Origin of the sequence: Paraburkholderia guartelaensis (genome assembly GCF_004353905.1) — a bacterium.
GTDB classification, from domain to species: Bacteria; Pseudomonadota; Gammaproteobacteria; order Burkholderiales; family Burkholderiaceae; genus Paraburkholderia; species Paraburkholderia guartelaensis.
This window is the reverse complement of the sequence record NZ_SMOD01000041.1, coordinates 1-23,811: the sequence shown is the minus strand read 5'-3', so window position 1 is coordinate 23,811 and position 23,811 is coordinate 1. Positions and strand designations below refer to the sequence as shown.

The window sequence follows — 23,811 nt, the reverse complement described above, 5'->3', positions numbered from 1 at the left end:
ACGCGGCGCGGCGTTCACACACGACCATGACAAGCACCATCGAAGACTACGCGCTGCTTGCGGACGGTCGCTGCGCCGCGCTCCTCGGCCGTGGCGGATCGGTCGACTGGCTGTGCTGGCCACGCTTTGACAGTGACCCCAGCTTTGCCGCCTTGCTTGGCAGTGAAGACGACGGGTTCTGGTCCATTGCGCCCGCTACGGCGCCGCGACGCGCAAGCCGATGCTATCGGGACGATACGCTCGTCATGGAAACCGGCTTCGAATGCGAAAGCGGCAGGGTGCGGGCTATCGACCTCATGGCTGTCGATACAGCGGCGCCGTGCCTCGTGCGCATCGTCGAAGGGTGCGAAGGGCATGTCGACATGCGTATGCGTTTGCGCGCGCATGGCGGTTGCGACGCTGTTGAGATCGCGCACGATCCGCTCAACGAAGCAAACTCGGCGCTCTTGCGAGCGGGCGTCGGCGCCATGATCCTGTGCAGCGACGTGCCGCTCCAGACGCGCGGGCAGTCGCTCATCGAGGCGGTGTTCACGCTCCACGCGGGCGAGCGCGTCACATTCACGTTGACCCACGGGGACACCCCCGCGCACGGTCCCGCGTCGCCCCTGCAGGCGCTGCACGACACGGAGCGTTACTGGCGCCACTGGATCGAGCGCTTCGACAACAACCGCACGTTGTGGCCGCAAGCGGTGCGGCGTTCGCTGCTCACGCTCAAGGCGCTCATCTATCGCCCGAGCGGCGCGATGGTCGCGGCGCCCACGACTTCGCTGCCCGAGACGCCCGGAGACAGCCTGAACTGGGACTATCGCTACTGCTGGCTGCGCGACGGGAGCTTCGCGGTCGAAGCGCTGCTCGAAGCGGGCTTTCACGAGGAAGCGCGCGCGTGGCGCGACTGGCTGCTGCGTACGCTGGGCGCCTCGCGCAGGCGCATTCACGTGATGTACCGTGTGGATGGGCGGCGGGTTCCCGCCGAACGCATTGTCGAATCGCTGGCGGGCTGGCAGGGCGCGCGCCCCGTACGGTTCGGCAACGCGGCCGCCACGCAGTATCAGCCGGACGTATTCGGCGAAGCGCTCGATTGCCTCTATCTCACGCGCCGGGCCGGCATCGCGGCGGCCCCCGAAGAACCCGCGCTCGAGGCGCGCATCGTCGGCTGGCTGCTCGATCACAGCGCGATGCCGGGCTCCGGAATCTGGGAGACCCGCGGCGCTCCACGCCATCACACCCTTTCGCGCGTCATGGCGTGGGTCGCGCTTGACCGCTTCATCAAGCACCGGTGTGAAGACGGTCCGGGCCCGGGCGACGCACTGGTGCAACGCGCGGCGGGTCTTCACCGCAAGCTCCACGAGGAAGTCTGCACGCGCGGATGGGACACGCGGCGCGGGGCATTCGTGCGCAGCTACGGCGAAAGCCAGCTCGACGCGAGCGTGCTGCTCATACCGCTCGTGGGTTTCATGCGTGCCGATGACCCGCGCATGTCGGCGACGATCGATGTGGTCCGCGCTGAGCTGAGCGAAGACGGACTAATCCGTCGCTGGCGACGCGGGGAGAGCGAAGCCGCGCAAGAAGGCGCGCTTCTCGCCTGCTCCTGCTGGATGGCGGACTGCCTGTACCTGCGCGGAGACGAGAGCGCGGCGCACGCCCAGTTCGAGCGGGTGCTCGCGGTTGCCAACGACCTGGGTTTGCTCGCGGAAGAATACGACGTGCGCGTGCGCTCCCTGGTGGGCAATTTTCCGCAGGCGCTCAGTCATCTCGCCATCGTCAAGACGGCATTGCTGCTTAGCGGCTCGACCCAGGGCCACCGCAGCGGTGGCTGAGTTTCGGCGCGGCGCTGTGAAGCGCACGGGTCATCGCTCGATCGACCACGACGCCTCTTCATGCACCCGGGCGACAAGGCTGGAAAGCGCCACTTCCACGGCGTCGTCGCCGGGGCGGGCTCGCCAGCGAACTTCGAAGGAGGTGTCGAGACGCCGGTGTGCTGCAACGTCGGACGTCTGGTGCGTCACACCATGCAGCAAGATCCGGCAATGGCAGTTGCGCAGTGCTGCGTCGAGCAGTTCACGTGCGTTGTCATCGGCGTCGTGGCCGAGTGTGACCTGGGCGCGTCGGCCGCGCGGCAGGTAGTCTTCGAGGCGATCGAGCGTTTGCAGTACGACGAGCCCCAGCGCGGTTCCGGCAATGGCGAGCACGTACTGTCCACCGCCCGCGCAAAGCCCGATCACGGTCACGTACCACATCGTCGCCGCGGTCGTGACGCCTTGCACGAGGCCGTCCTTTCTCAGAATCGAACCTGCGCCGATAAAGCCCACGCCGGAGAGGATGCCGAGCGGCAGCCGCATGAGGTCGAGCGTGATGAACGAATCCTGAGTTCTTCCATCCTGTGGCAGCAGCACATTCACCTGAAGCATCGCAAGGCATGCGGCGAGGCAGACAAGCATCGTCGTGCGCAACCCGGCCGCGTTGCCCGACTCCCCGCGGTTCAGTCCGATCACCGCGCCGGCCATCGCCGCTACGACTAACCGTGCGACGAAATCGGGCCAGCTGACGGCAAGTGGCATCGGGTTCATGGATGTTGAATGAGTGAGGATCGATCCTCGCAAGGGCGCAAACCGCATGCCCCGCGAAGGAATGCGTGGCCGGTGTATGGCACGCCTCATGCGCTTACAGGCAATGCGTGCGGTGGTTTTCAGACTGGCCGCCCGCATCTCTTTCAACACGATGATGAGGAAAGCCAATCATGAAAGCACGTCACTACATCATGTCGGCGCTCGTGAGCGTCACCCTTGCCGCATCCGGCTTCGCGCTGGCCGAAGGTTCGGGCGGCGGAGCCGGAGGCGGTAGCAGCGGCACCGGAAACGCCGGCGCGACCGGCACGCAACCTCCGGACGCCGGGCAGAATTCCACTACCATGGGCACCACGCCCAAGCCTATGCATCACACACAGAAAAAGACCCACGCGAAGAAGCCCATGAACGATACGACCAACAATCCAGGGGCGGACGCGAGCAGCGACACCAAGGGGCACTAGGTCCTACAGGGTGAGTGGAGCGGCGGCAGACAGCCTTGCAAGCCGCCTGCCGCATCTGCCATATCTGCCACATTCGTCGTCAACGATGAATCGCCTCGCGCAGTCGCGTGACCTCGGGCGGCGCCACTGGCGCGGCGTTATTTCCCCATGCGCCGCGCACGAAACTCGCGACTTGTGCGATCTCGCTGTCCGTGAACTGTGTGCGAAACGCGGGCATCTTGCGTGGCTCGCCTCCCCCGCTGGTCTGGGGACTCTGGCTGCCTTCGACGATGAGGCGCAGCATGCTCGTCGGGTCCGATGAAAGCGCGAGCGAGCTGCCCGCCAGCGGCGGCGCTTTGTCGGGCGTGCCGACACCATCTGCGCCATGGCATTTCGCGCAGAACGAAAGATAAAGCCCTGCGCCCGGCCTCTCAGGCATGCCGCTATGCAGGGTCGTCATGGTCGAGGCGCGTACGGTGGCGGAATCGACATACTGCCCGCTCGCCTCGCGCGCGGGCAACGACTTCAGATATGTGGCGATGGCGTGCAGATCGTCGTCGCTCATGTATTGCGTGCTTGCGCCTATCACCGGCGCCATCGCGCCGAACGCATAAGCGCGATCATTGTGGCCGTCGCGCAGGAAGGCGGCGATTTCGTCCGCGCTCCAGCGGCCGAGGCCGCTGCCGGGGTCGCCCGTGAGATTTGGCGCGTACCAGTGGTCAGTCACACCGCCCGTGAGGTAGAGCGGGCTGTGCTCGGTGTAGCCCATTTCGTTGTAGGCAGGCCCGCGCGGCGTATGGCACGCGCCGCAGTGGCCAAGGCCCTGCACGAGCCACGCTCCACGGTTCCACTGCGCGGAGTGCTGGGGATCGGGCTTGAACAGTCCATGCTGCGCGAACGCGATGCGCCAGAACATCATGACCCAGCGCTGGTTGAACGGAAACGGCAGATGCGTTTGCGGCGTGGCGTTCGCCACGGGCTTCACGCCGTACATGAAATACTGGTAGAGGGCGTTGACGTCATGCGGATCAAGGGCCGCGAACGAAGGATAAGGCATGGCCGGATAAAGCCGCTTGCCGCCAGGCGCCGCGCCGCGCTGCAACGCCGCCGCAAATTGCGCGGGCGTGTAGTTGCCGATGCCATACGTCGCGTCCGGTGTGATGTTGCTCGCGTAGATGGGTCCGAACGGGGAGTTCACGGGCTGGCCGCCGGCAAAGGGTTCACGCCTCGCGGAGTCGTGGCACGAAGCGCAATCGCCGGCTTTCGCGAGTTTTTCGCCAAGCGCGATCTGGGCGGCATCGGGCGGCGGCTTTGCCGTCGCGAATTGCGGGTCGTGGTGGCACGCCGCGAGTAACGCGAGCGCCGCGACGTAACTCGCCCTATGCGCGGCCAGCATCGCTATCCTGTTTGCTCGCTCCTTCATCGCAGCGCCCCGCACAGGCGCTCCAGCGGTAACGCAAAGAGCACCGAGATCGTGAAGACGAGGGCAATCGTGAACGCTACCGCAACCGCGGTGCTGCTCCACGAGAGAAAGCGGAAGGTATCGCGCTGCGGCGACTTGAGCGTGGCGCTCGCGCGCCAGACATGGCGCGCCGACAGCGACCCGGCAAGCGCAAGCGCGAACGCCACGGCGGAAACCAGCGGAAGCACCCAATGCACGACTTGCCACGGCTGGGCATTGCGTTGGGGAACACCGCCCGCGCACGCGGTCGCCACGAGTGTCTGGCAAAACAGCACGTGGCCTGCCCACACGAGCGGCACGCCAAGCAGGCCATACCAGATAGCCACGTGCTGAAGGAGCGTGGGAGTGGTGCGCTTGCCCGGTGGGCTGGGCGTGCGAGTATGAGCTGCGGGCTGCATCATCGTCCTCGCATCCAGTACGGCGAGAGGTAGAGCACCGAAAATATGAACAGCCACACCACATCGACGAAGTGCCAGTACAGCCCGCCGATCGTGAGCGCAGCATCGCGCCTGCCATCGAAATAGCCGCGTGCGATCCAGAAGGCGAGACACGCGAGCATCACAATGCCGGCCATCACGTGAGCCATGTGAAAGCCCGTAATCGTGAAGTAGAGCGAACCATAGAGATTCGTGGCGAGCCCATAGGGCCGGTTGTGCCACTCGAAGAACTGGATCGTCACGAACGCAACGCCCAAGGCAATGCCGACCATCATCGACCAGAACGCGGGCCAGGATCGCGCTCGTCGCACGAACGCGCCGGCGAGCCACACGAACACGCTGCTCAGGATCAGCAACACGGTGTTCAGGCCGCTCATGCCGAGCTTCGGCAGTCCTTCGGGCGGCCACGGCTGCGCGCTTTGCGAGGCGAGGTAGAGATACGAGAAGATCAGATAACCGAACAGCGCGGTTTCCGTGACGACGAGCGTCAGCACGCCCCACCAGCCGCCCGCATGTTCGCCTGCGCTGCCCACGGGCAGGGCCAGCGTCTCGTCTTCGCTTTGTCCTGCGCAGGCAACGGTTGGCACCGCGTTTTGCGGTGCGAACGGTTCGCGCTGCCCGAGCGAGCGTTGCGGCCACGACCAGGCGATCAGGGCGAGCGCGCAGATCACGCCGGCGAGCACCGTGAGCGAATGCGAATGCAGCAGCAGTCCCACGAACACGAACGTGGAGGCCACGCCGAGCACGAGGGGCGCGTAGCTGTCCTCGGGCATCTTGAGGATAACGTCCGGGTCTCCCGTGAGGGGCGTGACGCCCAGCGCTTCGCGGCCGCGGTGAAGCAGGTAGCCCGGCCGTGGTGCATTCGCGTCGGGCTGCCAGAGCGGATCGCGTGACCGTACGCTCGGCAGTATCGCGAAGTTGTACGGCGGTGGCGGCGACGAGGTGGACCATTCGAGCCCCGAAGCATTCCAGGGGTTCGCGCCTGAGCGCGCGCCGCGCCGCACGCTCACGAGCGCATTACCGATGAACATGGCGATGCCGGCCGCGAACACGAACGCCCCGACACTCGTAAGCAGATTGGTGGTGTCCCAGCCCATGCCTTCGGGATACGTATACACGCGGCGCGGCATGCCAAGCAGTCCCGAAATATGCATCGGGAAAAAGCCGAGATTGAAGCCGATAAACGTGACCCAGAACGTCCATTTTCCGAAGCGCTCGTGCATGAGACGCCCGGTGAACTTGGGGAACCAGTACGTGAGGCCGCCCAGCACCGGAAACACGTTGATGCCGAGCAGTACGTAGTGAAGATGCGCCACGACGAAGTAGGTATCGGTGAGTTGCCAGTCGAGCGGCACGGCGGCGGTCATCACGCCCGAGACGCCGCCCACCGTGAACATCAGCACGAAGCCCGCGAAGTAGTAGAACGGCGTCTTGAACACGGGCTTGCCGGTCCAGATGGTGGCGATCCACGCGAACACGGCGATGGCGCTGGGTACGGAAATCACCATGCTGGCCGCGCCGAAGAACGCCAGCGCGAGCGGCGGCAACCCCGTGGCGAACATGTGATGAAGCCAGACTTCGAAGCCCACCAGCATGGTCGCGACCGTCGAGAGCGCCACGGCCGCGTAGGCGACGATGGGGCGGCGGCAGAACGTGGGCAGTGCGTCGGAGACGATGCCCATGGCCGGCAGCACGACCACATAGACCCACGGGTGCGCGAAGATCCAGAAGAGATGCTGCCAGAGCAGCGGGCGCCCGTCCGCGGTGGTGTCGAAGAAGTGCGTGCCGGCGTTGCGGTCGAGCCAGAGCATGAAGAACGCGAGGCTCACCGAGGGCACGGCGAGCAGGTTGGCGCCCGAGGCCGTGAGCGTGCCCCATACGAGTATGGGCAGCCGCGCGACAGACATGCCGCTTGCGCGCATGCGCAGGAAGGTGATGACGAAGTTGGCCGCGCCCACGGTGGTGGAGATGCCGAGCAGCACCATGCCGAGCGCGTAGGCGTCGATGTTGGGCCCCGGGTCGTAGGCGGCGGTGGAAAGCGGCACATAGTTGAACCAGCCCGCATTGGCGGCCTGGCCGGTGGGGAAGCTCGCATAAAGCAGGATGCCCGCGCCGAGAAAAACCCAGTACGACAGCGCGTTCAGGCGTGGAAACGCCATGTCGCGCGAGCCGAGCACGAGCGGCCACAGGTAGTTCGAAAAGCCGCTCAGCACGGGCAGCGCATAGAGAAAGATCATCGTCACGCCGTGCATCGTGAAGAGCTGATCGTATTGCTGGGGCGTGAGGAGCGTTTCATTGGGACGCGCGAGCTGCAGGCGCATGATGAGCGCCTCCACGCCGCCCAGGACGAGGAACACGAACGCGGTGACGAGGTAGCGCAAGCCGATGGTCTTGTGGTCCACCGTCGAGAGCCAGCCGCGCCAGCCAGGGCGCGTTTCCCAGATCTTTTCGAGGTCGCGCAGCGTCTTTTCGTCGAGCGGGGCCGTGCCCGTTTCGGGCACGCGCGAGAGGCGGCTCGCGCGTGGGCGCGCCGGCAGTCGTTCCGGACGCCCGGGAGCGTTATCTGACGAGGGGGACACCGGGATATCGTTCATGTCACTGGAGCGTGTCGAGCCACGCGCTGAGGTCGCTCGCCTCGGCGGGGGTGAGGGCAATGTCGGGCATCAGCGATTCGGGCTTGAGCTGCTGTGCATGTGCGACCCACTCGAGCCGGTTGGCGGGTGTGTTGGCGATCGTGCCCGCCGCGATCAGGCGGCGCGAGGCGAGGTGCGTGAGGTCGGGTCCCTGTGCACCGTCCGCCTGCGTGCCGCGAACGGTATGGCAGCCTGCGCAACGCGCCATGAAGAGTTTTTCGCCGCGTGTCGGCGCGCCGTCCGGCGCTGGCGCGGCGGCCTTTGCCTGGGCGTCGAGCCAGTGGGCGAAGTCGTCGGGTGGTTGCGCCACGACTTCCATCGCCATGTGCGCGTGCTGCGGACCACAGAATTGCGTGCATTGTCCGCGCCATACGCCGGGTTGATCCGCCTGAAGCCACTGATGGTTGGTCTGGCCGGGAATCGCCTGGGTTTTGCCCGCAAGTGCGGGTACCCAGAACGCGTGCACGACGTCGGCGCTTTGCAGGTCGACGCGCACGGGCTGGCCGGTGGGCATATGAATTTCGTTGGCCGTTGCGAAGCTCGCGCCATCGGGCGTCCTGTAGGTCACTTTCCACCACCAGTCATAAGCCGTGACCGTCACGGCGAGGGCAGGCGCGCTCGGCGGATCGGCGACGGCGGCCAGCACGCGCAACATGCCCACGAGCGCGCCCAGCAGCAGCACCGCGGAAATGGCGGTGCCGATCGCAATGATGCGGTTCGCGGTGCGCTCGTCCCGCTCGTCCCGTTCATCGGCCACGCTCGTTTGCGACGGAGCCGCGTCAGGCGAGGCGCTCTCGCGGCGCTTACGGCGTATCGCTGCGTAAAGCAGCACCGCGATGACGATGCAAACGCCCACGCAGAGCGCGGCGAGCGCCCAGTCAAGCACCCGCACTGGCCCGGACGCCGGGCCGGCACTGTGGAGAAAATAAGCGAGCGGAGTGCCGGCCAGGCAGCCGGGGGAGGCGGTTCCCAAGCTGGCGCACGCCACAAACCTCACCATGCTATACATGCGTGCCGATTGGCGTGGCGTGCAGCGCGTCATGGCAGCAGCGCCGCCCGCGGCGATCGCATGTGCGCAGCGTTAGCATGCCGGTCACCGGACATGATTGGGCTCCTCGATGGCGCTTTTTGTGCGCTTGCGGCCCGGTGCGCACCCGCCGTGCCCGGCAGCCCGATCGGACTGCGCCAGTTTTCCCGGCCTGGCTTTTACTTGTGATTCTTCTTCGGAATCTTCGCGCCGGACTTGCGCGCCTGATTGAGCGCGATAGCGACTGCCTGCTTCTGCGACTTGCCTTGTTTCACTTCCGTCTTGATGTTCTTCGAAATGGCTTCGCGCGATTTTCCCTTGCTGAGCGGCATGATGATCTCCTCGGAAAAAGTATTCGGCTTCACGCACGAGGTGCCTGTGTTGCGCTCGCATACGCTTCAAAGTTCACCGCGCGCGGCGAGCACCTGAATGCGGTCGGCGGTGCGGCAGGCAATCGCCTGGATCGTGAGGGACGGGTTCACGCCGCCTACCGTTGGAAACACGGAGCCGTCGCAGATCCACAGATTCGGGATGTCCCAGGAGCGGCAGTCGGCATTCACGACGCTCGTCTGCGCATTGCTGCCCATGCGCGCCGTGCCGTTGAGGTGGCAGGTGTCGTCGTCCTGCGTCCAGATCTCGCTCGCGCCCGCCGCGGCAAGCGCGCGGCTCATGTAGTCGAGGGCGTGGCGCACGAGCCGCCGGTCGTTGTCGCACATCGACCAGGTGACGCGCGCCACCGGCAGGCCGAGCGCGTCCTTCTCCTCGGCGAGCGTCACGCGGTTGCGCTCCTGCGGCAGCGTTTCTCCCACCATTTTCAGGCCTGCCTCGTGGTTGTACTTCGCCATCTCGCTCACGAGCGCGTCGCCCCACAGGCCGCGGCTCGATTGCGTCGCCGCCCACACGAGCGGCAATGGCCCCTGGCTCATGTAGCAGTAGCCGCCGTGAAAGTCCTTGCCCTTGTCCTCGTAGTTCCAGTGCTCGGTGAGGGCGAGCGACGGCGGCCCCTTGTACCAGCGGATTTCGTCTTCGAGCGTGCCCCATGCGGCCTGGTTTGCCTGCACCATCAGGTTCTTGCCGACCAGTCCCGAGCCGTTCGCCAACCCTTCAGGAAAGCGTCCGTTTGCGGAGAGGAGCAGGAGGCGCGGCGTTTCGATGGCGTACCCGGCGACGACCACGTTGCGGGCGCGCTGAAAGTGCCAGCGCCCCTCACGATGAAAACGCACGCCGCTCGCGCGGCCCAGTGTATCGGTCTCGATGCAGCCGACCATCGCGAGATCGCGGATTTCGGCGCCGGCGCGGACCGCGCGCGGAATCCATGTGACGAGCGCGCTTTGCTTGGCGTTGGTCGCACAGCCCGTCACGCAGAAGCCGCGATAGACACACTGATGCGCGTCGCCGCGCGGTGCGGAGAGCGTGGCGAGCGGCGTGGGCGACCACGGTATGCCCAACGTCTCGCAGCCGCGCGCGAGCACGAGCCCCGCCGCGTTGACCTCGTGTGCGCGATACGGATAGCGCGGGCGCTTCGGTCCCCACGGGTAGTTCACCGGCCCGGAGATGCCGAGCGCCTGTTCGACTTCGGTGTAGTAGCGCCACATCTCGCGCCAGTCGAGCGGCCAGTCGGCGCCGTAGCCGAGCTTCGTGCGCGACTGGAACCACTCGGGCCGAAAGCGCAGCGAGACCATGGCGAAGTGCACGGTGCTGCCACCCACGGCCTTGCCGCTGTTGTTGCTGCCCAGTTGCAGGGGGTTCTCGCCGTCGCAGATGCGTTCGTCGGTCCAGTAGAGCTTGGCCTGGTGCGTTTCGTCGGAGGCGAATTCCTCCAGCGGACGCCACCACGCCCCCGCATCGAACGCGACGACGCGAAAGCCCGCCTCGGCCAGCCGGCAGGCAAGCGTTGCGCCGCCGGCGCCGGTGCCGACGATGGCGAAATCGACCGCCTCGTCGAGCGCGTATTCGCGCATTGGTATCCAACCGCCGCGCCGGAATACGTCCGGCGCGCGGCCGTGCTTGCCGCGCGGCGCCGCACGTGCGTCAGGCGCGCCGTCGCTGCGCTCAGCGCACACGCTCGTTCTCCCGGCGCGCGGCTCGCTGTGCGGCATCGCTATCGTCCTGCGCTTCGACGGCCTCCCACGCATCGCGCCGGTTCGTGTAAAGGCGCACATAGCCGCGCGGATTCGCCGGACCGCCGAAGCCCATCGCGCTCCATGCGGCGGGATGCGACCAGTACGCCGCCGTCACGTCGTGCAGCACGCGTTTCGTAAAGAACAGGTCGCAGGGCATGTCGTGCCACGCCCTGCTGCGCAACTCGCCACGCTGCATACGGGAGACCAGCGTGCGCCGCTGCTCCCCGTCCAGTTGAGAAAAGCTCGCGCCGTACGCCCTCTCGCTTTCCTCGTCGAGCGCCGCGAGTCCCGTTTCCCACGCCACGCGCAACGGCGGCAGGCGAGCATCGCGAAAGCCGTCACGGCGGTCTTCCAGCAGCTTGCCTTCCACGAGCGCGGCGAGGGGCACGGGCGGGTTATCGGCGTATTCCCCCCGGCCGGGTTGCGGGACGATCGTGGCACACAGTGCTATCAGCGTTTGCCAATGCGAAGGGGCGAGATAGCGCGCTTTGTCCGGTGTGCTGAGCCGCGCGTCGATCACTGCGCGCGTGGGCGCGTCCCATGACGGCGTGCCGCGTTTGGCCAGCACATCGTAGCCAGGGTACTTCGGCATGGGCTTCATCGTTCCGTCTCCCGCATGCGCAACGCGGCCAGCCCCGCGAGCGCGAGCGCGCTGAACGAGGGCGGGGCGGGCAGCGGCGGCCCCGCGAACAGGTTCTGCGACCAGTTGCGCCAGCCGCCCTGCGCGCGCGCGACGCCGTTCGCGTGGAAGCCGAGGCCCGCGAAGCCGAGCGCCGCCGTGAGACGCAGCCACAGGCGCGCAAAGGCGCTCGCGCGGGCCGCATGCCGGGCCGGGGCGAGCGCAGCGTGGGCGAGCAGCGCGCCGCCCACGGGCACGATCGTCACGGGTGCATACATGGCCGGATGCTGGAACGAGCCGCGGAAGTGCAGCAACGCGGCTTCGGCCGCCGTGCCGAGCAGTCCCGCGCCCGCGACGAGTGCAAGCGCCTTGCCGGCGGGCATGCCGAAAAGCTGTGGATCGTGCTCGGGTTCATCGCGTAACTGCTCCGCGATCGCGCCAAGCACACCGGAGAGCACGAGCGCGAACGGCGCCCCCGCCGGAGCGCCATAGAAGAGGTTGTGCCAGGAGAGGCCGCCGGGACGCTTCGTCACGTTGTAAAGATGGAAGGCGGTGCCCGTTGCGCCCGTTGCCGCGCCGCAAATCTGGATCGCATGCCGCAGCCGATGCGAAGCCGCACGCTGATCGGCGCCGCCATGGAGCGCTGCGCCCAGCGAGCAGAGCGCGACCACGGGGGGCAGGTACATTGCACGATTCTCGAATGATCCGCGGTAGTGCTCCATCGCGCTGTCGGCCAGCACGGAGAGCGCAAGCAGGGCGGAGCCGTGATTGAACGCACGCGCCGCCGCGACGTGTTTGCCGGGCGCGCGCGTCCGTTTCGCCTCTCGTAGGTCGCGAGTCGACCAGATCGCGAGCGCAGTGCCCGCAGCCACGCTCGCGATGCCGGCGACGACGCGGGTCGTTTGTGTCATCTGAGGCGCTCCGTGTCCTGTTGCATTGCCCGGTTCAACCTACCTCCGGCCTCATGCCGTGCCTGCCGCGGCCGAAAGCGTGGAGATCAGTTCCGCGTTGAAGGCTGGGAGGTCATCGGGCTTGCGGCTCGTGATGAAATTGCCGTCGTGGACCATGGTTTCGTCGACCCATTTGCCGCCCGCGTTGCGGATATCGTCCTGCAGCGACGGCCAGCTCGTCATCGTGTGTCCCTTGACGATGCCCGCCGATACCGGCAGCCAGCCGCCATGGCAGATCACCGCAATGGGCTTGCGTGCGTCGTCGGCCGCGCGCACGAACGCCTGCGCCTCGGGAATCAGGCGGATGGCGTCGCTGTTCACCACGCCGCCCGGGAGCACGACTGCATCGTAGTCGTCGGCCTTTGCGCCACCGAAGGTACGGTCGACCTTGACCCTGCTTCCCTTGTCGACGTGCCGAAAGCCCTGAATCTCGCCGTCTTTCTGTGAGATCACGTCCACCTGCGCGCCGGCTTCCGTCAACGCGCGAAGCGGTTCGGTAAGTTCGACCTCTTCGAATCCATCCACAGCAAGGATTGCGACCTTGCAGTTGTCGAGAATGTTGGCCATTGCGATTCCCTCCTGGTGACAAAGACCTGGAAATGCAGCGTTTAAGGGTGTTTCTTCGACACAGCAAGCGGGATGCCACGTCATCGCGGGGCTATGGTCCCTGGACCCGGGAATGCCGTCTGCGTGAGCAACGGTTTTCGCACGCGCCATTTCCGTTTCCCTTTGCCATGAAAGCCGGCGAGCCCACCCGGCCGCGACACTTCTTCGCGAGCCGATTCGATCGAACTTACAAGCTGGCGGCGCACGGCTGGGCGGCGGATATCGGTCCGGGCCTGGGCACGATCGCCACAGACAACGATCCCGGCGGCATCCTCACGTACTCGCTGGCCGGCGCCCAGTACGGTTTCGATCTGTTGTGGGTCTGCGTGCTTTCCTATCCTTCGATGGTGGCGCTGCAAATGGTGGCCGCGCGCGTCGCCGCCGTGACGGGCCAGGGCCTGACGGCGAACATGCGCAAACACTATTCGCGCTGGCTGTTCTGGCTCGCGGTCGTCCGCTTTCTCGGCGCCAACACGCTGAACATGGCCGCCGACATGCTGGCGATGGGCGAGGCCGCGCAACTGATTTTCCGGGGGTCGGTGCCGCTCTTCACGTTGCTGTTCGCCTGCGTGTCGCTATCTGCAGCGTTTGCCGAACGATCCATGGGGCAACGCATATCGGTACCTCAATCCGGGCGTGCATGGTGAGATCGACGTGTTCAGCTACGGCGCCGACGTAAAGCAAGGCGGTGAAGGCGACGACGCCGATATAGGCTCGTGGGAATAGCCCGCCCCCTTTCACTGCGGACCCGATGCTTACAGCGGCGCTATCCGTATGTCCGAATCCGTACGTCCGTCCCGTGTTGTCAGCGGCGGAGGCCAACCTGACAGCGCGGCGCACCGCTCCTGGCCCGGCTGCTGCCCGATGTGGTCGGTTCAACTCGACCCTGTCCGGTCGTTGGAGGTACGAAGATGTATGACGGCTTTTCAAGCTACAACGGTCAGGCTCGCCGATTGCCGATTTTTCAACGGACAGCCCCGGGGTAGCCGATGTGAATGGTTGGAAGACGTACCGCCTGGCGCTACTCCTTTTCAAGCGCCGCGCGTATCTTTGCCAGCTCTGCGTGCTTCTCAGCGCTGGTTTTGGGATAACACAGCTTCAGTGCCTCAAGCGTATCGACGATGATCTGTGACACGATCAATCGCGCGTCTTCCTTGTCGTCTGCAGGAACGGCATACCATGGCGCATGCTCTGTGCTGGTAGCGCTAAGGCATTGCTCGTAAGCCTCCATATATTGCGGCCAGAATTTCCGCTCTTCGATGTCTGCAGCACTGAACTTCCAGTTCTTGCCCGGGTCGTCGATTCGATCAAGAAACCGGTTGCGCTGCTCTTCCTTCGAAAGATGCAGGAAGAATTTCACGACGCGCGTGTCATTGCGATATAGGTGATTTTCAAAATCCACAATGGATCGGTATCGCCCTTCCCAAAGCGCTTCGCCAGAATTTGCCGCTCCCGACAATCCTTCCGCGAGCAAGAGCTCAGGATGCACGCGCAGGATTAGCACTTCCTCGTAGTAGGATCGGTTAAAGATTCCAATATTTCCCCGTTCGGGCAGGTTGCGCGTGGTTCGCCAGAGAAAATCATGCTGCAACTCGGCTGCACTTGGATGCTTGTAGCTGGTGACCTGACAGCCTTGGGGATTGACGCCCGACATGACGTGCTTGATAGCGCCGTCCTTGCCTGCCGCGTCCATCGCCTGAAAGATGAAGAGAACGGCAAAGCGGTTGTCTGCATAGAGCAGGTTCTGCAACGCGCTCAGCCGTGCAATGTGATCGGTCAGGACCTTGTGATACTGTTCCTTCGATTTGTAGACCGGCTCGACGCGAGTCGTCCAGTCCTTGAGGGATACCTTGTCACCCGCCCCCACCCTGAATTCTTCCGTGTCGATCTTCATGGTGACCTCCATGCCAGCTTGCTAAGCTGGGATATCTGTGGCTGCCGGGCGCGCTTCGCCCATTTGGCGAGAATCGACCGCACAGGATCGCAAGAAAAAAGGAGGCTCAGGCGGCGCGGGCGCCCGACTGCGCAGACAGCCAGCGAGCAATCTGCGGCCAGCCCTCCTGAAGCGTGCGAGCGCCCATGAAGAGCCCGACATGTCCGCCCGGCACCGTCCGCGAAACGATATGGTCCGCCGGTGTGCCGATGTATTTCGTCGCGTTGAGGACCGGCTCGGGCGTCGTAATGTCGTCACTCGCGCCGGCCAGCAGGTACACGGGGCAGGTGATGTTTCGCAAATCCAGCTGACGTCCAAGTCCGATGAACTTCCCTTTGGCAAACCGGTTCTCCTGAAACAGTTGCTTGATTGCCTGCAAATACCAGCGGCCGGGCAGATCAATCGGATTTTCGTACCAGCTTTCAAACGTTTCCTTCTTCGCCAGATAGACCGGATCGTCAGCGTGTTCATACAGCTCCAAATGCTCCTGGACATAGTGTTCAGCCGGGTGCATGTTTTTCCATCCCTGCAGCATGAACTCGCCCTTCATCAGTCCCCCGCCAAGTTCAACCAGTTCCTCATAAAAGGATAGGGGGGACTCATGCACCATCTGCTTGATCGGTCCTTCGCCAGCATCGGTGTCGATCGGCGATCCGGCGAGCACGAGGGCGTTTACCTTGTCCGGAAAACGCGCGGCAATCATGGCAGATGTCCAGCCGCCCTGACACAGGCCGACCAGATTCACCCTCCCGCCAAGATCATCGATGGCGACAACCAGTTCGGCGAGATAGTTGTCGATTTCGAGGTCCTTCATGTCCATCGTGGCCGACTTCCAGTCAGTCAGGGCCACGTGCTCGATGCCGTTTGCGAGCAATGTCTGAACGAGGCTCTGGCCGTTGTGGTAATCGGCGATCATTGCCGTGTGTCCCGCGTATGGCGCGTTGACGAGGGTCGGCAAACGACGGGGCTTTCCATAGTCGCGCAGAACCATGGTGCGCAAGTCCAGACTTACGTTGTTCGGGGTTGCCAGAGTCGGTCTCAGCTCATCGTGGATCTTGATCTCCTCAGCGACGAACTTAAGGTTTTTCGCATACAGTTCTACGCTTGCTCCATCAGCGCTGCAGCCATCGTCACGGGCCAGAATGCCGGCACGCTCATCGAGGAAGCCGCCTGACCCGCGCCGGACTTTTGCGTCGACATGGTTCATCTCCTTGCCTTGATTCATTCACAAATTTGCAGACCATCAAACGGGTGCCAGCCCGTGTGTCGAAACACCGTTCGTTTGCGATGTTCCGTTCATGACGTTGCATGGTGCCGTAGCGACTGATTGAGCATGCGCAGACTGGCCGCCTGGCGCACGGTGCGATAGTCGACGATCCGCTCGGTCAGCAATCGAACGCCTCCCAGCGCGAACATCCAGGCGAGGTCATAGACCCACACCCATCCAATCAGGCCCCAGCGTATCGAGGGCATGAGCCAGCCCAAGCCGCACATCAACGCCGCTACGATCTGTGTCAGCAGAATCGCGACAACGAGGGGTGCTGCCGGGTACGGCGGCAACAGGAAGAATCGTTCCGTTCGTGTGACGAATAGCAGCAGGTGTCCGCCAACAACGAGTTGCAGGAACATGACGGTCTGCAACTGGTGCGAGTCGAACAGTCCGAAAAACTGCTGCAAATGTGAATGCGAAATGATCCGGATGCCCACCAGCAGCAACCCGAACGATTCGACAATCGAAAACAACCCGAGCACACCCGAGATGCCCAGGAGTCGACCCATTTGCCAGCGGATCGGCTTCGCGCTTACGGGCGTGTTGTCGTAGGCGATCGTCATGATGGGCACATCGTCGAGCAGCGACATGATCACGATCATGACGGCAGTAAGCGGTGCAAGATCGAGAAAGATCGTCGACAGCACAACGAGAAACATGATGTCCATCGTCAGGGCCACCCTGTAGATCGTGTAGCTGGTAACCCGCCCAAAAATCCGCCTTGCTTCATCGATTGCGTTGTTGATCACCGACAGGCCCGGAGCCGTCAGCACCAGCGCAGCCGCACCGCGCGCTGCGTCGGTGGCGCCGGACACGGCGGTGCCGCAATCGGCCTGCTTCAGGGCAGGCGCGTCGTTGACGCCGTCACCGGTCATGGCGACCAGATGTCCCCGGGCCTGCAAGGCCTTGACGATCGCATACTTGTGCTCGGGAAAGACGCGGGCGAAGCCGTCCGCGCGTTCTATCGCATCAGCGATTTCGGGCGGGACATGGTTGGGGTCCATGTTTTTCGGAAAGACGTCGGAGGCCGGCATGATATGTGTGCCGAGGCCGAGCTGTCGAGCGGTCTCGATCGCGATCGCCGTGTCGTCGCCTGTGATCATCTTGACGCTCACGCCTTTCGCGTTTGCCCTCTCGATGGTCGCCCTGGAATCATCGCGGGGCGGATCCGACATCGGCAGTATTCCCAGCAGGAGCCAGTTGCTTCCTCCGTCCTCGGAGCGCGCCACGCCCAAAGCCCGCGAGCCTTTCGCCGCGAGTTCATCCACGGTGTTCCTGGCTCGCAGCGCAATCTCGGGTGCCGGCTTTGCGAGCTCGACGATGACCTGCGGTGCGCCCTTGGTCACCACCATGGCTTTGCCACCGGCATCCGTGACAGTCGCCTCGGTGCGCTTGGTCACCGGGTCAAACGGGACATACTTCTGCTGGCTGAAGCCTTTCAGCCTCTCCTGATCCTTCAATGCGACGAGCACCGCTGTGTCGATTGCGTCGCGGTCTTCGATCTTCGACGCCAGGGCAGCCGCAAGGATGCAATCATCCGCGCTGTTCGCGGAAAAAAGAATCGGGTCACCCACGGTGAGCTGGTTCTTCGTCAAGGTTCCCGTCTTGTCGGAGCAAAGGATGTCGACCCCGGCCATTTCCTCGATGGCCGACAGTTTCGAAACGATGGCCTTCTCTTTCGACAGCGCAAGCGCACCCAGGGCCATCGTGATGGAAAACACTGCTGGCATGGCCACGGGAATCGATGCGACGAGCAGGACCAGAACAAACTGCAGGATGCCGAGCGCATCCTGCCACCCCCAGTCGTCGGCGACGATGATGTCGTGATGTACCTTGACCGACACCAGGATCAGCGCGAGCGTCACCGCGACCACGATCAGAAAGTTGCCGATCTGGAACATCGCCTTCTGGGCGTGGCTCACTGCGCCGGCACCTTCAACCAGCCTGGCCGTGCGACCGAAGAACGTATTGGCCCCAGTCGCAATGACGACGCCCTCCATTTCGCCTTGCTTGACCACACTGCCCGAGTAAGCCTCGTCGCCTGCTTTCTTCGCAACCGGTAGGGACTCCCCGGTAAGCGCGGCCTGATCGATCGAAGCGTAGTCCCCGCTCACGAAGCGTAGATCGGCGGGGACGATGACGCCCAGGCGTACCTTGACGACGTCACCGGGTACGAGCGTCTCCGCCTGAATGGTCTGCCACTGGCTATCGCGCAGTGCCGTTGCCTCGGGCGCCAGTCCATTCTTCAGCGCGGTCAAGGCATTGGAGGCCTTATGGTCCTGCCAGAACTCGAGCGCGGCATTGAAGAAAAGCAACCCGGTGATGATGGCAAAATCGTCCCAATGGCCGATGACCGCTGACACAAGCGCCGCGGCCTCGATCATGCAGGCGATAGGGCCGGTGAAATGCTGCAGAATCTTGCGCGCCAGACTCACGCTCTTTTCGACGATGGCGTTAGGCCCGTATCTGGCGAGGCGTGCGGCTGCCTCTGCGCTGCTCAATCCCTTGTCGGGCTGCACGCCGAGTGCCATCAACACTGTGTCTACCGGCGCTTTTTCGAGGTCCTGAGCGGCGGCGGCCGCAGCCGGTGCATGCTCATCGGTGGATTGCGAGGCAAGCGTAGCCATGCGTACCCCCATCGGTTGATGCTTGCCTATCCTTTCCCGTGTCGGGCCGCGCGCAAGAGGAAAAGACCCCTGCGCGCGATGCGCAGCGGCAAGGAATGGCGCAATACTGCCCCGCAGCACTGGAAAGCAGTGACCTCGCGACCACTCTCTTTCATTGTGCTTTCCGATGGGTGCGAGAGCCGCCTTCCGGCGTACGCGTGCGTCAAGCAGTATCGGCGTCGGTCACCCGGCGGTGCAATCGGACCTTGGTCCGATACGCTCGCGCCGCGCGCATCGGAAGAACCAGACCGCTTGCTTCCTGCCGGCATCAACGTCCGGTTCAATGCCCACTAAAGTCATTCAAGGCGACGCCGCGACCGTCGCTTCATGGCCGCTTACTGCCCGACGTGGTCGGCTGTCGCCGACCCTTCTGCGACCATCGCGGTTCCAGTAGGTGCGACTGCCTAAAAGTTGGTTTCGGACGGCCACCATGCCTGCGTCGCCGCACCTAGCCGACATCTGGGTTCGTTACGTGGATCGCGAGGAATTTAGTCATCTTGAGAATTATCTAACTTATAGAAATTGGGGTTGGGCGCTGCAGGCGAAGACTGTAAGGGTGATACGGGGTCGTCAAATCGCCATTGTTGCCGGATGCGTCGAAGGGTCCCGAACGCGGTCTCACGATCGCAAATGACCAGCATTGCGCGCCCATAGTCCGTTGCGTGCCGTGTTCCCTGATGCCCTAGCTCGTCTAAAACGGCGTCCAGCACCTCCCTTACGGCAGGTATGCGAGCAATAGAACTGACAGCGGCAGGCCCATAAACGCTTGCTTCTCGCATCGCGCGGATTACTTCGGCAGCGGCTATCGAGAATGTCTGTTCAGTGTTCACTATTCATCCGGGGCACTATCGTCCACCACGATTCATCTCTCGGACGATGGTACGCGCCCGTATTCGATGCTTAAGCGAGATGGCTCATGGCCGTCTCCGAGCAGACGATCGCCAATCTTCTCTGAGTGGCAGAAACCGGCCGATCACCGCCTTACCTCTATGCCGAGTAATTCAGCCACCCCGTTTCTCGTGCGGCCTCGTGTTTGCGATTGAGCGCCAAGGCACGTCTCCAGCAATTGCCGTGTACGAGGTTCGCCTCTCTGAGGATACCGTACTGGAAAACCCGACATAGGCTATCTGTATACCGCAGCCCATAACAGAACTCCATCGCCAATGCAGACATAGAACTCGGACGAGCTGTAGTCACACGCGAAATGGTCGCGTCTCTGCATACCAACCGTTTGATGTCGATCAGCTTTCCGCAGTACCGGCTACGGGTTTTGGCGTCGTGAAGTCGCACGTTCCGGGTCAATGAAATCGTCACCTTATGACGCACGCACCGTGTAACCATCGGGCCGCGAATCGCGGAGGCAAGAATTCGTGTTCGCTGAGTGTATGGATGCTTGGTGTTCGTCAGGCGTCGCCTGAACGTCTTGGGATTCGGACCATCAAGTGACTCATAATGGCCGAAGACCGCGCGATGCTGATGTCGCTGCTCGACCCCTTGGGGACCTAGAGCGCATAACAACCGCATCGGTGACTTTCAGGGTGCAGCGGTGATCCGATAGGCGTGCGCCGTAGCCCACTCAACGCATTCGTCCCGCCGGCATTCAGAGTCCGGCGACGCGCGCGGTCGAATACGCATGTTCGCCGATCGTGCTGCCTGCCGCCCGGGTCAACGAACGCCCAACCCGCCCGGCGAGGCAGGAGCGCGGCTCGATAGCCGTAGCCTTGATGGTCTCGTCAACCCCAATTTTCGGCGCCACGAGGCTGGTGCGGCCGCTGCGATCAGCGCCACCTCGCTGCTCAGTGTCTGGACGCCGTCGGCCTTCAAGATGCCAGAACTCATCGAAGGCCATCCTGGAAGCCCGACGTCCCTGACCTGTCGGACCAAGGTCTCATTGACCAGCCCGAAGTTCAGCTGTCTTATCGAATGGGGAGGGTTCGCACGTGCGGAACCTGGTCTGCGCCAGCGGGAACTCCACACGAATCTCTTGCTAGACCCGGCCGAACCCATCCGGGCACCGAACCACGAAAGCAACGGACGGTTCTATGACCGTCAGGAAAATCTCCTGGTCCGCGTCAATAAACCGCCGGAAGGAGTGGCCATGAATAACTGGAAAACCCGAGGGGTGAGAGCCTTATTCTTGTGGCTGGTTTTGCTGGCGACAATTTCGGCGTGTGCAGATCACGGGTCGGCGGGGCTTCCGCCATCGGGCCCCCCGACATTGAGCACCGCGCCATCAGCTCCCCCCTTATCGGCCACCGCCCCATCGGCCGCTGAGTCATCGGGCCCTGCGCCATTCAAACCAGAGGAGATCGATGCTCTCGTCGCGCCGATTGCTCTCTACCCGGACTCCTTGCTGGCTCAGGTATTGATGGCTTCGACCTATCCGCTGGAGATCGTGCACGCCGCGCGTTGGGTGAAAGCGAATGCGAATGTAAAGGGCGACGCCGCTGTGAAGGCGGTACAGAACGAGCCGTGGGATACGAGTGTGAAATCGCTGGTGGCGTTCCCGCAGATACTTGAGCCGATGAACGACAGGATCGACTGGACGCAGAAACTCGGCGACGCCTTTCTTGCGCAGCAAAAAGACGTCTTCGATGCGGTGCAGCGCTTGCGGGCACGGGCGCAGGAGTCGGGCAACCTCAAGTCGAACGAACAGCAAAACGTGATCGTCGAACAGGCACCTGCTGGCAGCGGGCAGACCATCGTGAAGATCGAGCCCGCTAACCCGCAGGTGATCTATGTGCCAGCCTATGACCCGGCTGTCGTGTATGGCGGCTGGGGCTATCCGGCGTATCCGCCATACTACTGGCCGCCGTATCCCGCCTACTACCCCGGTTACTATCCCGGCGCGGGCCTCGCCTTTGGCGTCGGCCTTCTTGCTGCCGGTGCGATCTTCGCGGACTGCAACTCGTGTTGGGGCGGAGACGACATCAACATCGACTCCGACAGGGCCAGGAACGTCGACCGTAACTTCGACAGTTCGAAGCTCAAGAACGGAGAGCGAGGCGGCCGCTGGCAACACGATGCAGGCCATCGTGAGGGCGTCGCCTACCGGGATAACGCCACCCGCGACAAGTTCGCCGGGTCGCCCGGGGCCGACCGGCGGTCCCAGTATCGCGGGCGCGGTGCCGAGGCAGGTAACCGCATGGCCACGGGCGCCGACAGGGGCGGCGCAGGCAATCGTGCGTCAGTGGGGGACCGGGGCGGTGTAGCCGATCGCAGCTCCCCCGGCAATATGAACCGCGTAGGTAATGGTAGTCGGGGGAGCTATGGCGGGGGATATGGCGGCGGGCGCGACGGCGCGTTTTCCGGCGTCGGGGGGAGTGGCAGCGCTTCGCAGCGCAACTTCGACAGGGGCAGCCGAAGCATGCAGGGTTCCGGCTTCAACCGGCCAGCGGGCGGCGGCATGCGCGGCGGCGGTGGACGCGGTGGCAGGCGCTAGGGAGTGGACCATGAACGTTCATCCACGAGGTGTGCAAAAGTTGCTGACGCTGACGTTCGCGAACCTTGCGGCGGCGGTTGTGCTGTCGGTCGCGACGGTGCCCGCGGCGCACGCACAGAAGAACTTCAGTTCACCGGAGGCTGCGATGAACGCCTTTGGCGACGCCGTCATCAAGGATCGGGAGGACCAGTTACGCACGATTTTCGGCAACGACTTTCGGGAGCTGATCCCGCCCGTCGGCGCCCCGGTCAGGGATACCTTCATCGCCGAGTGGGCAAAGTCCCACACCATCGAGCCAGGGGAGGCCGGGCAGGCGCACATCGTCGTGGGCGACAACGGCTGGACGTTCCCGGTCCCGCTCGTCAAGCATGACCAGGGATGGCATTTCGATACGCGGGCGGGCGCCGAAGATGTGCGCTTGCGGCGCATTGGCCGCAACGAGCTGGCCGTCATCCAGACGATGATGGCGATCTTTGACGCACAACGCGAATACGCGCAGACCAATCACGGCGGTGTTGGTGTGCTCGCCTACGCCTCAAAGATGGTGAGCTCCCCAGGCAAGCACGACGGACTGTACTGGCCAACCGGGCCGGATGACACGCCAAGTCCGCTTGGCGCGGCCTTCGTCGATGCGAGTTCGCGCAATGCGCAGAACGCCGGCTACTACGGGTACCACTTCAAGCTGCTGGAGTCCCAGGGGCCCAACGCACCCGGTGGCGCCTATAACTACGTCGTGAAGGGCAAGCTGTTTGGAGGCTTCGCGGTCATCGCCTGGCCGGTGAAGTACGGCGAGACGGGGATCAAGACGTTCATGGTGAGCCATTCCGGCGAGGTCTATGAGCGCGATCTCGGGCCAGAGAGCGCAGCGAAAGCGCAAGCCACGAAATGGTTCGACCCGGGGCCGGGCTGGAGCAAGGTTCCCGATCGCGATAGCGAATGAGGCGGCCATCTGCAAAGTACGTCATGGAATCGGGTGACTACGGGGGGCAATCGACGATAGGGCTGCCCCTTGCGTTCCCATCTACGGCCGGTCACACCGCTGAACCGCTGGAACTCGCTGTTCGACAACCGTTTGGCGTTGAATTTGAGGCGGAGAGCCGGGCAAGTGCGGACCGACTGATGTGGTCTAGGTACGCTCTACTCGTTGTGAAACCTGTCATTCGCGACGTCGAAGGTCCGGACGACAGGAAAGTAACTCAAACTGCCTTATCAACCGCAACCCCTGAGTATCAGCACTGGCGGACGCGACAGTATGGTGAGGCGTCTGCGAACGGCCGGAAACTGATCGAAGCCGACACCTGAGCGTCAGGTCAACGACAACAACGAAGGACTCTTCATGGCCGAGGCTGTGTAAAAACGCATCGATCGCCTAGACTGAATCAACCCGTTGTTGCGAGAGGCGAAGATGGGGCGATTTGTCGAAGGTGCGGACCGCAATCAGGCGACGCTGCTGCCGGAATGTCTCGAGGACTTCATCGCAGAAGACAATCCGGTCAGAATCGTCGACGCATTCGTTGAAGAACTCGATCTGGCTTCTTTGGGATTTGAAGGGGCCACGCCTGCGACCACAGGCCGGCCGTCTTACCACCCGGCAGTGCTACTCAAGATCTACATCTACGGCTATCTCAATCGCGTG

At 63.8% G+C, this 23,811-nt stretch carries 18 protein-coding genes and 2 pseudogenes; 7 read left to right on the top strand and 13 right to left on the bottom strand.

The genetic code is table 11. The features are described 5' to 3' along the window. Positions 1-26: 26 nt before the first annotated feature. Positions 27-1,817, top strand: a complete 1,791-nt coding sequence (locus E1N52_RS34720) for a glycoside hydrolase family 15 protein (RefSeq protein WP_133188359.1) — start codon at positions 27-29, stop codon at positions 1,815-1,817. 30 nt (positions 1,818-1,847) lie between these two features. On the opposite strand, the gene E1N52_RS34715 is transcribed toward E1N52_RS34720, so the two are convergent. Then, positions 1,848-2,558, bottom strand: a complete 711-nt coding sequence (locus tag E1N52_RS34715) for an MgtC/SapB family protein (RefSeq protein WP_246089337.1) — start codon at positions 2,556-2,558, stop codon at positions 1,848-1,850. Positions 2,559-2,737: 179 nt separating this feature from the next. Between E1N52_RS34715 and E1N52_RS34710 the strand changes: the two genes are divergently transcribed. Further along, the gene (locus tag E1N52_RS34710; RefSeq protein ID WP_133188355.1) at positions 2,738-3,028 is read left to right on the top strand and encodes a hypothetical protein; all 291 of its coding nucleotides are present in this window, start codon (positions 2,738-2,740) and stop codon (positions 3,026-3,028) included. A 79-nt stretch (positions 3,029-3,107) separates the two neighbouring features. On the opposite strand, the gene E1N52_RS34705 is transcribed toward E1N52_RS34710, so the two are convergent. The 9 genes from E1N52_RS34705 to E1N52_RS34670 all read right to left on the bottom strand — a co-directional run bounded on the left by E1N52_RS34705 (position 3,108) and on the right by E1N52_RS34670 (position 12,825). Then, complete coding sequence (locus tag E1N52_RS34705; protein WP_246089336.1) at positions 3,108-4,403, bottom strand: c-type cytochrome; 1,296 nt, start codon at positions 4,401-4,403, stop codon at positions 3,108-3,110. A gap of 23 nt (positions 4,404-4,426) precedes the next feature. Continuing rightward, the gene (locus tag E1N52_RS34700; protein ID WP_133188351.1) at positions 4,427-4,870 is read right to left on the bottom strand and encodes a hypothetical protein; all 444 of its coding nucleotides are present in this window, start codon (positions 4,868-4,870) and stop codon (positions 4,427-4,429) included. Beyond that, complete coding sequence (gene ctaD, locus E1N52_RS34695; RefSeq protein WP_425468187.1) at positions 4,867-7,485, bottom strand: cytochrome c oxidase subunit I; 2,619 nt, start codon at positions 7,483-7,485, stop codon at positions 4,867-4,869. Before ctaD ends, E1N52_RS34700 begins: the two co-directional genes overlap by 4 nt. 16 nt (positions 7,486-7,501) lie before the next feature. Continuing rightward, positions 7,502-8,539: a cytochrome c oxidase subunit II gene (coxB, locus tag E1N52_RS34690; protein WP_425468186.1), complete on the bottom strand. Its 1,038-nt coding sequence runs from the start codon at positions 8,537-8,539 to the stop codon at positions 7,502-7,504. A gap of 206 nt (positions 8,540-8,745) precedes the next feature. Beyond that, the gene (locus tag E1N52_RS44290) at positions 8,746-8,898 is read right to left on the bottom strand and encodes a DUF6496 domain-containing protein (RefSeq protein WP_165842125.1); all 153 of its coding nucleotides are present in this window, start codon (positions 8,896-8,898) and stop codon (positions 8,746-8,748) included. A gap of 66 nt (positions 8,899-8,964) precedes the next feature. After that, complete coding sequence (locus tag E1N52_RS34685; RefSeq protein ID WP_425468185.1) at positions 8,965-10,728, bottom strand: GMC family oxidoreductase; 1,764 nt, start codon at positions 10,726-10,728, stop codon at positions 8,965-8,967. Then, a complete protein-coding gene (locus E1N52_RS34680) occupies positions 10,619-11,290 on the bottom strand; it encodes a gluconate 2-dehydrogenase subunit 3 family protein (protein WP_133188343.1) in 672 nt (223 codons plus the stop codon). The genes E1N52_RS34685 and E1N52_RS34680 overlap by 110 nt, the downstream gene beginning before the upstream one ends. Continuing rightward, a complete protein-coding gene (locus E1N52_RS34675; RefSeq protein WP_133188341.1) occupies positions 11,287-12,219 on the bottom strand; it encodes a hypothetical protein in 933 nt (310 codons plus the stop codon). The genes E1N52_RS34680 and E1N52_RS34675 overlap by 4 nt, the downstream gene beginning before the upstream one ends. 51 nt (positions 12,220-12,270) lie before the next feature. After that, entirely contained in the window at positions 12,271-12,825 is a 555-nt protein-coding gene (locus E1N52_RS34670) for a type 1 glutamine amidotransferase domain-containing protein (protein ID WP_133188339.1), read from the bottom strand. 32 nt (positions 12,826-12,857) lie between these two features. On the opposite strand from E1N52_RS34670, the gene E1N52_RS34665 reads away from it, so the two are divergent. After that, entirely contained in the window at positions 12,858-13,511 is a 654-nt protein-coding gene (locus tag E1N52_RS34665) for a divalent metal cation transporter (RefSeq protein ID WP_342777934.1), read from the top strand. Next, positions 13,441-13,590, top strand: a pseudogene (locus E1N52_RS34660) (type II secretion system protein GspG); the annotation flags it as partial. The gene E1N52_RS34665 and the pseudogene E1N52_RS34660, both read left to right, overlap by 71 nt. 295 nt (positions 13,591-13,885) lie before the next feature. Here E1N52_RS34660 and E1N52_RS34655 read toward each other — a convergent pair. The 3 genes and pseudogenes from E1N52_RS34655 to E1N52_RS34645 all read right to left on the bottom strand — a co-directional run bounded on the left by E1N52_RS34655 (position 13,886) and on the right by E1N52_RS34645 (position 18,694). Further along, positions 13,886-14,758: an ADP-polyphosphate phosphotransferase gene (locus E1N52_RS34655; RefSeq protein WP_133188335.1), complete on the bottom strand. Its 873-nt coding sequence runs from the start codon at positions 14,756-14,758 to the stop codon at positions 13,886-13,888. Positions 14,759-14,864: 106 nt separating this feature from the next. Beyond that, a pseudogene (locus E1N52_RS34650) lies at positions 14,865-15,955 on the bottom strand (alpha/beta fold hydrolase). Positions 15,956-16,093: 138 nt separating this feature from the next. Beyond that, positions 16,094-18,694 carry a plasma-membrane proton-efflux P-type ATPase gene (locus tag E1N52_RS34645; RefSeq protein ID WP_133188333.1) on the bottom strand — a complete coding sequence of 867 codons (2,601 nt, stop codon included), beginning with the start codon at positions 18,692-18,694 and terminating at the stop codon, positions 16,094-16,096. 2,137 nt (positions 18,695-20,831) lie between these two features. On the opposite strand from E1N52_RS34645, the gene E1N52_RS34640 reads away from it, so the two are divergent. The 3 genes from E1N52_RS34640 to E1N52_RS34630 form a co-directional block, all read left to right on the top strand. After that, positions 20,832-22,175, top strand: coding sequence for a DUF3300 domain-containing protein (locus tag E1N52_RS34640; protein WP_133188434.1), 1,344 nt, complete (start codon positions 20,832-20,834; stop codon positions 22,173-22,175). A 10-nt stretch (positions 22,176-22,185) separates the two neighbouring features. Next, a complete protein-coding gene (locus E1N52_RS34635) occupies positions 22,186-23,115 on the top strand; it encodes a DUF2950 domain-containing protein (RefSeq protein WP_133188331.1) in 930 nt (309 codons plus the stop codon). 465 nt (positions 23,116-23,580) lie between these two features. Continuing rightward, on the top strand, positions 23,581-23,811 hold a 231-nt coding region (locus tag E1N52_RS34630; protein ID WP_133183020.1), incomplete at its 3' end, for a transposase.

Coding starts and splice junctions, on each gene's coding strand:
- E1N52_RS34655 (WP_133188335.1), bottom strand. CDS start 14,758: ATGAAGATCGACACGGAAGAATTCAGGGTGGGGGCGGGTGACAAGGTA.
- E1N52_RS34645 (WP_133188333.1), bottom strand. CDS start 18,694: ATGGCTACGCTTGCCTCGCAATCCACCGATGAGCATGCACCGGCTGCG.
- E1N52_RS34665 (WP_342777934.1), top strand. CDS start 12,858: ATGCAGCGTTTAAGGGTGTTTCTTCGACACAGCAAGCGGGATGCCACG.
- E1N52_RS34705 (WP_246089336.1), bottom strand. CDS start 4,403: ATGCTGGCCGCGCATAGGGCGAGTTACGTCGCGGCGCTCGCGTTACTC.
- E1N52_RS34710 (WP_133188355.1), top strand. CDS start 2,738: ATGAAAGCACGTCACTACATCATGTCGGCGCTCGTGAGCGTCACCCTT.
- E1N52_RS34680 (WP_133188343.1), bottom strand. CDS start 11,290: ATGAAGCCCATGCCGAAGTACCCTGGCTACGATGTGCTGGCCAAACGC.
- E1N52_RS34715 (WP_246089337.1), bottom strand. CDS start 2,558: ATGCCACTTGCCGTCAGCTGGCCCGATTTCGTCGCACGGTTAGTCGTA.
- E1N52_RS34720 (WP_133188359.1), top strand. CDS start 27: ATGACAAGCACCATCGAAGACTACGCGCTGCTTGCGGACGGTCGCTGC.
- E1N52_RS34635 (WP_133188331.1), top strand. CDS start 22,186: ATGAACGTTCATCCACGAGGTGTGCAAAAGTTGCTGACGCTGACGTTC.
- E1N52_RS44290 (WP_165842125.1), bottom strand. CDS start 8,898: ATGCCGCTCAGCAAGGGAAAATCGCGCGAAGCCATTTCGAAGAACATC.
- E1N52_RS34670 (WP_133188339.1), bottom strand. CDS start 12,825: ATGGCCAACATTCTCGACAACTGCAAGGTCGCAATCCTTGCTGTGGAT.
- E1N52_RS34675 (WP_133188341.1), bottom strand. CDS start 12,219: ATGACACAAACGACCCGCGTCGTCGCCGGCATCGCGAGCGTGGCTGCG.
- E1N52_RS34640 (WP_133188434.1), top strand. CDS start 20,832: ATGAATAACTGGAAAACCCGAGGGGTGAGAGCCTTATTCTTGTGGCTG.
- E1N52_RS34685 (WP_425468185.1), bottom strand. CDS start 10,728: ATGTGCGCCTTTACACGAACCGGCGCGATGCGTGGGAGGCCGTCGAAG.
- E1N52_RS34700 (WP_133188351.1), bottom strand. CDS start 4,870: ATGATGCAGCCCGCAGCTCATACTCGCACGCCCAGCCCACCGGGCAAG.
- coxB (WP_425468186.1), bottom strand. CDS start 8,539: ATGGTGAGGTTTGTGGCGTGCGCCAGCTTGGGAACCGCCTCCCCCGGC.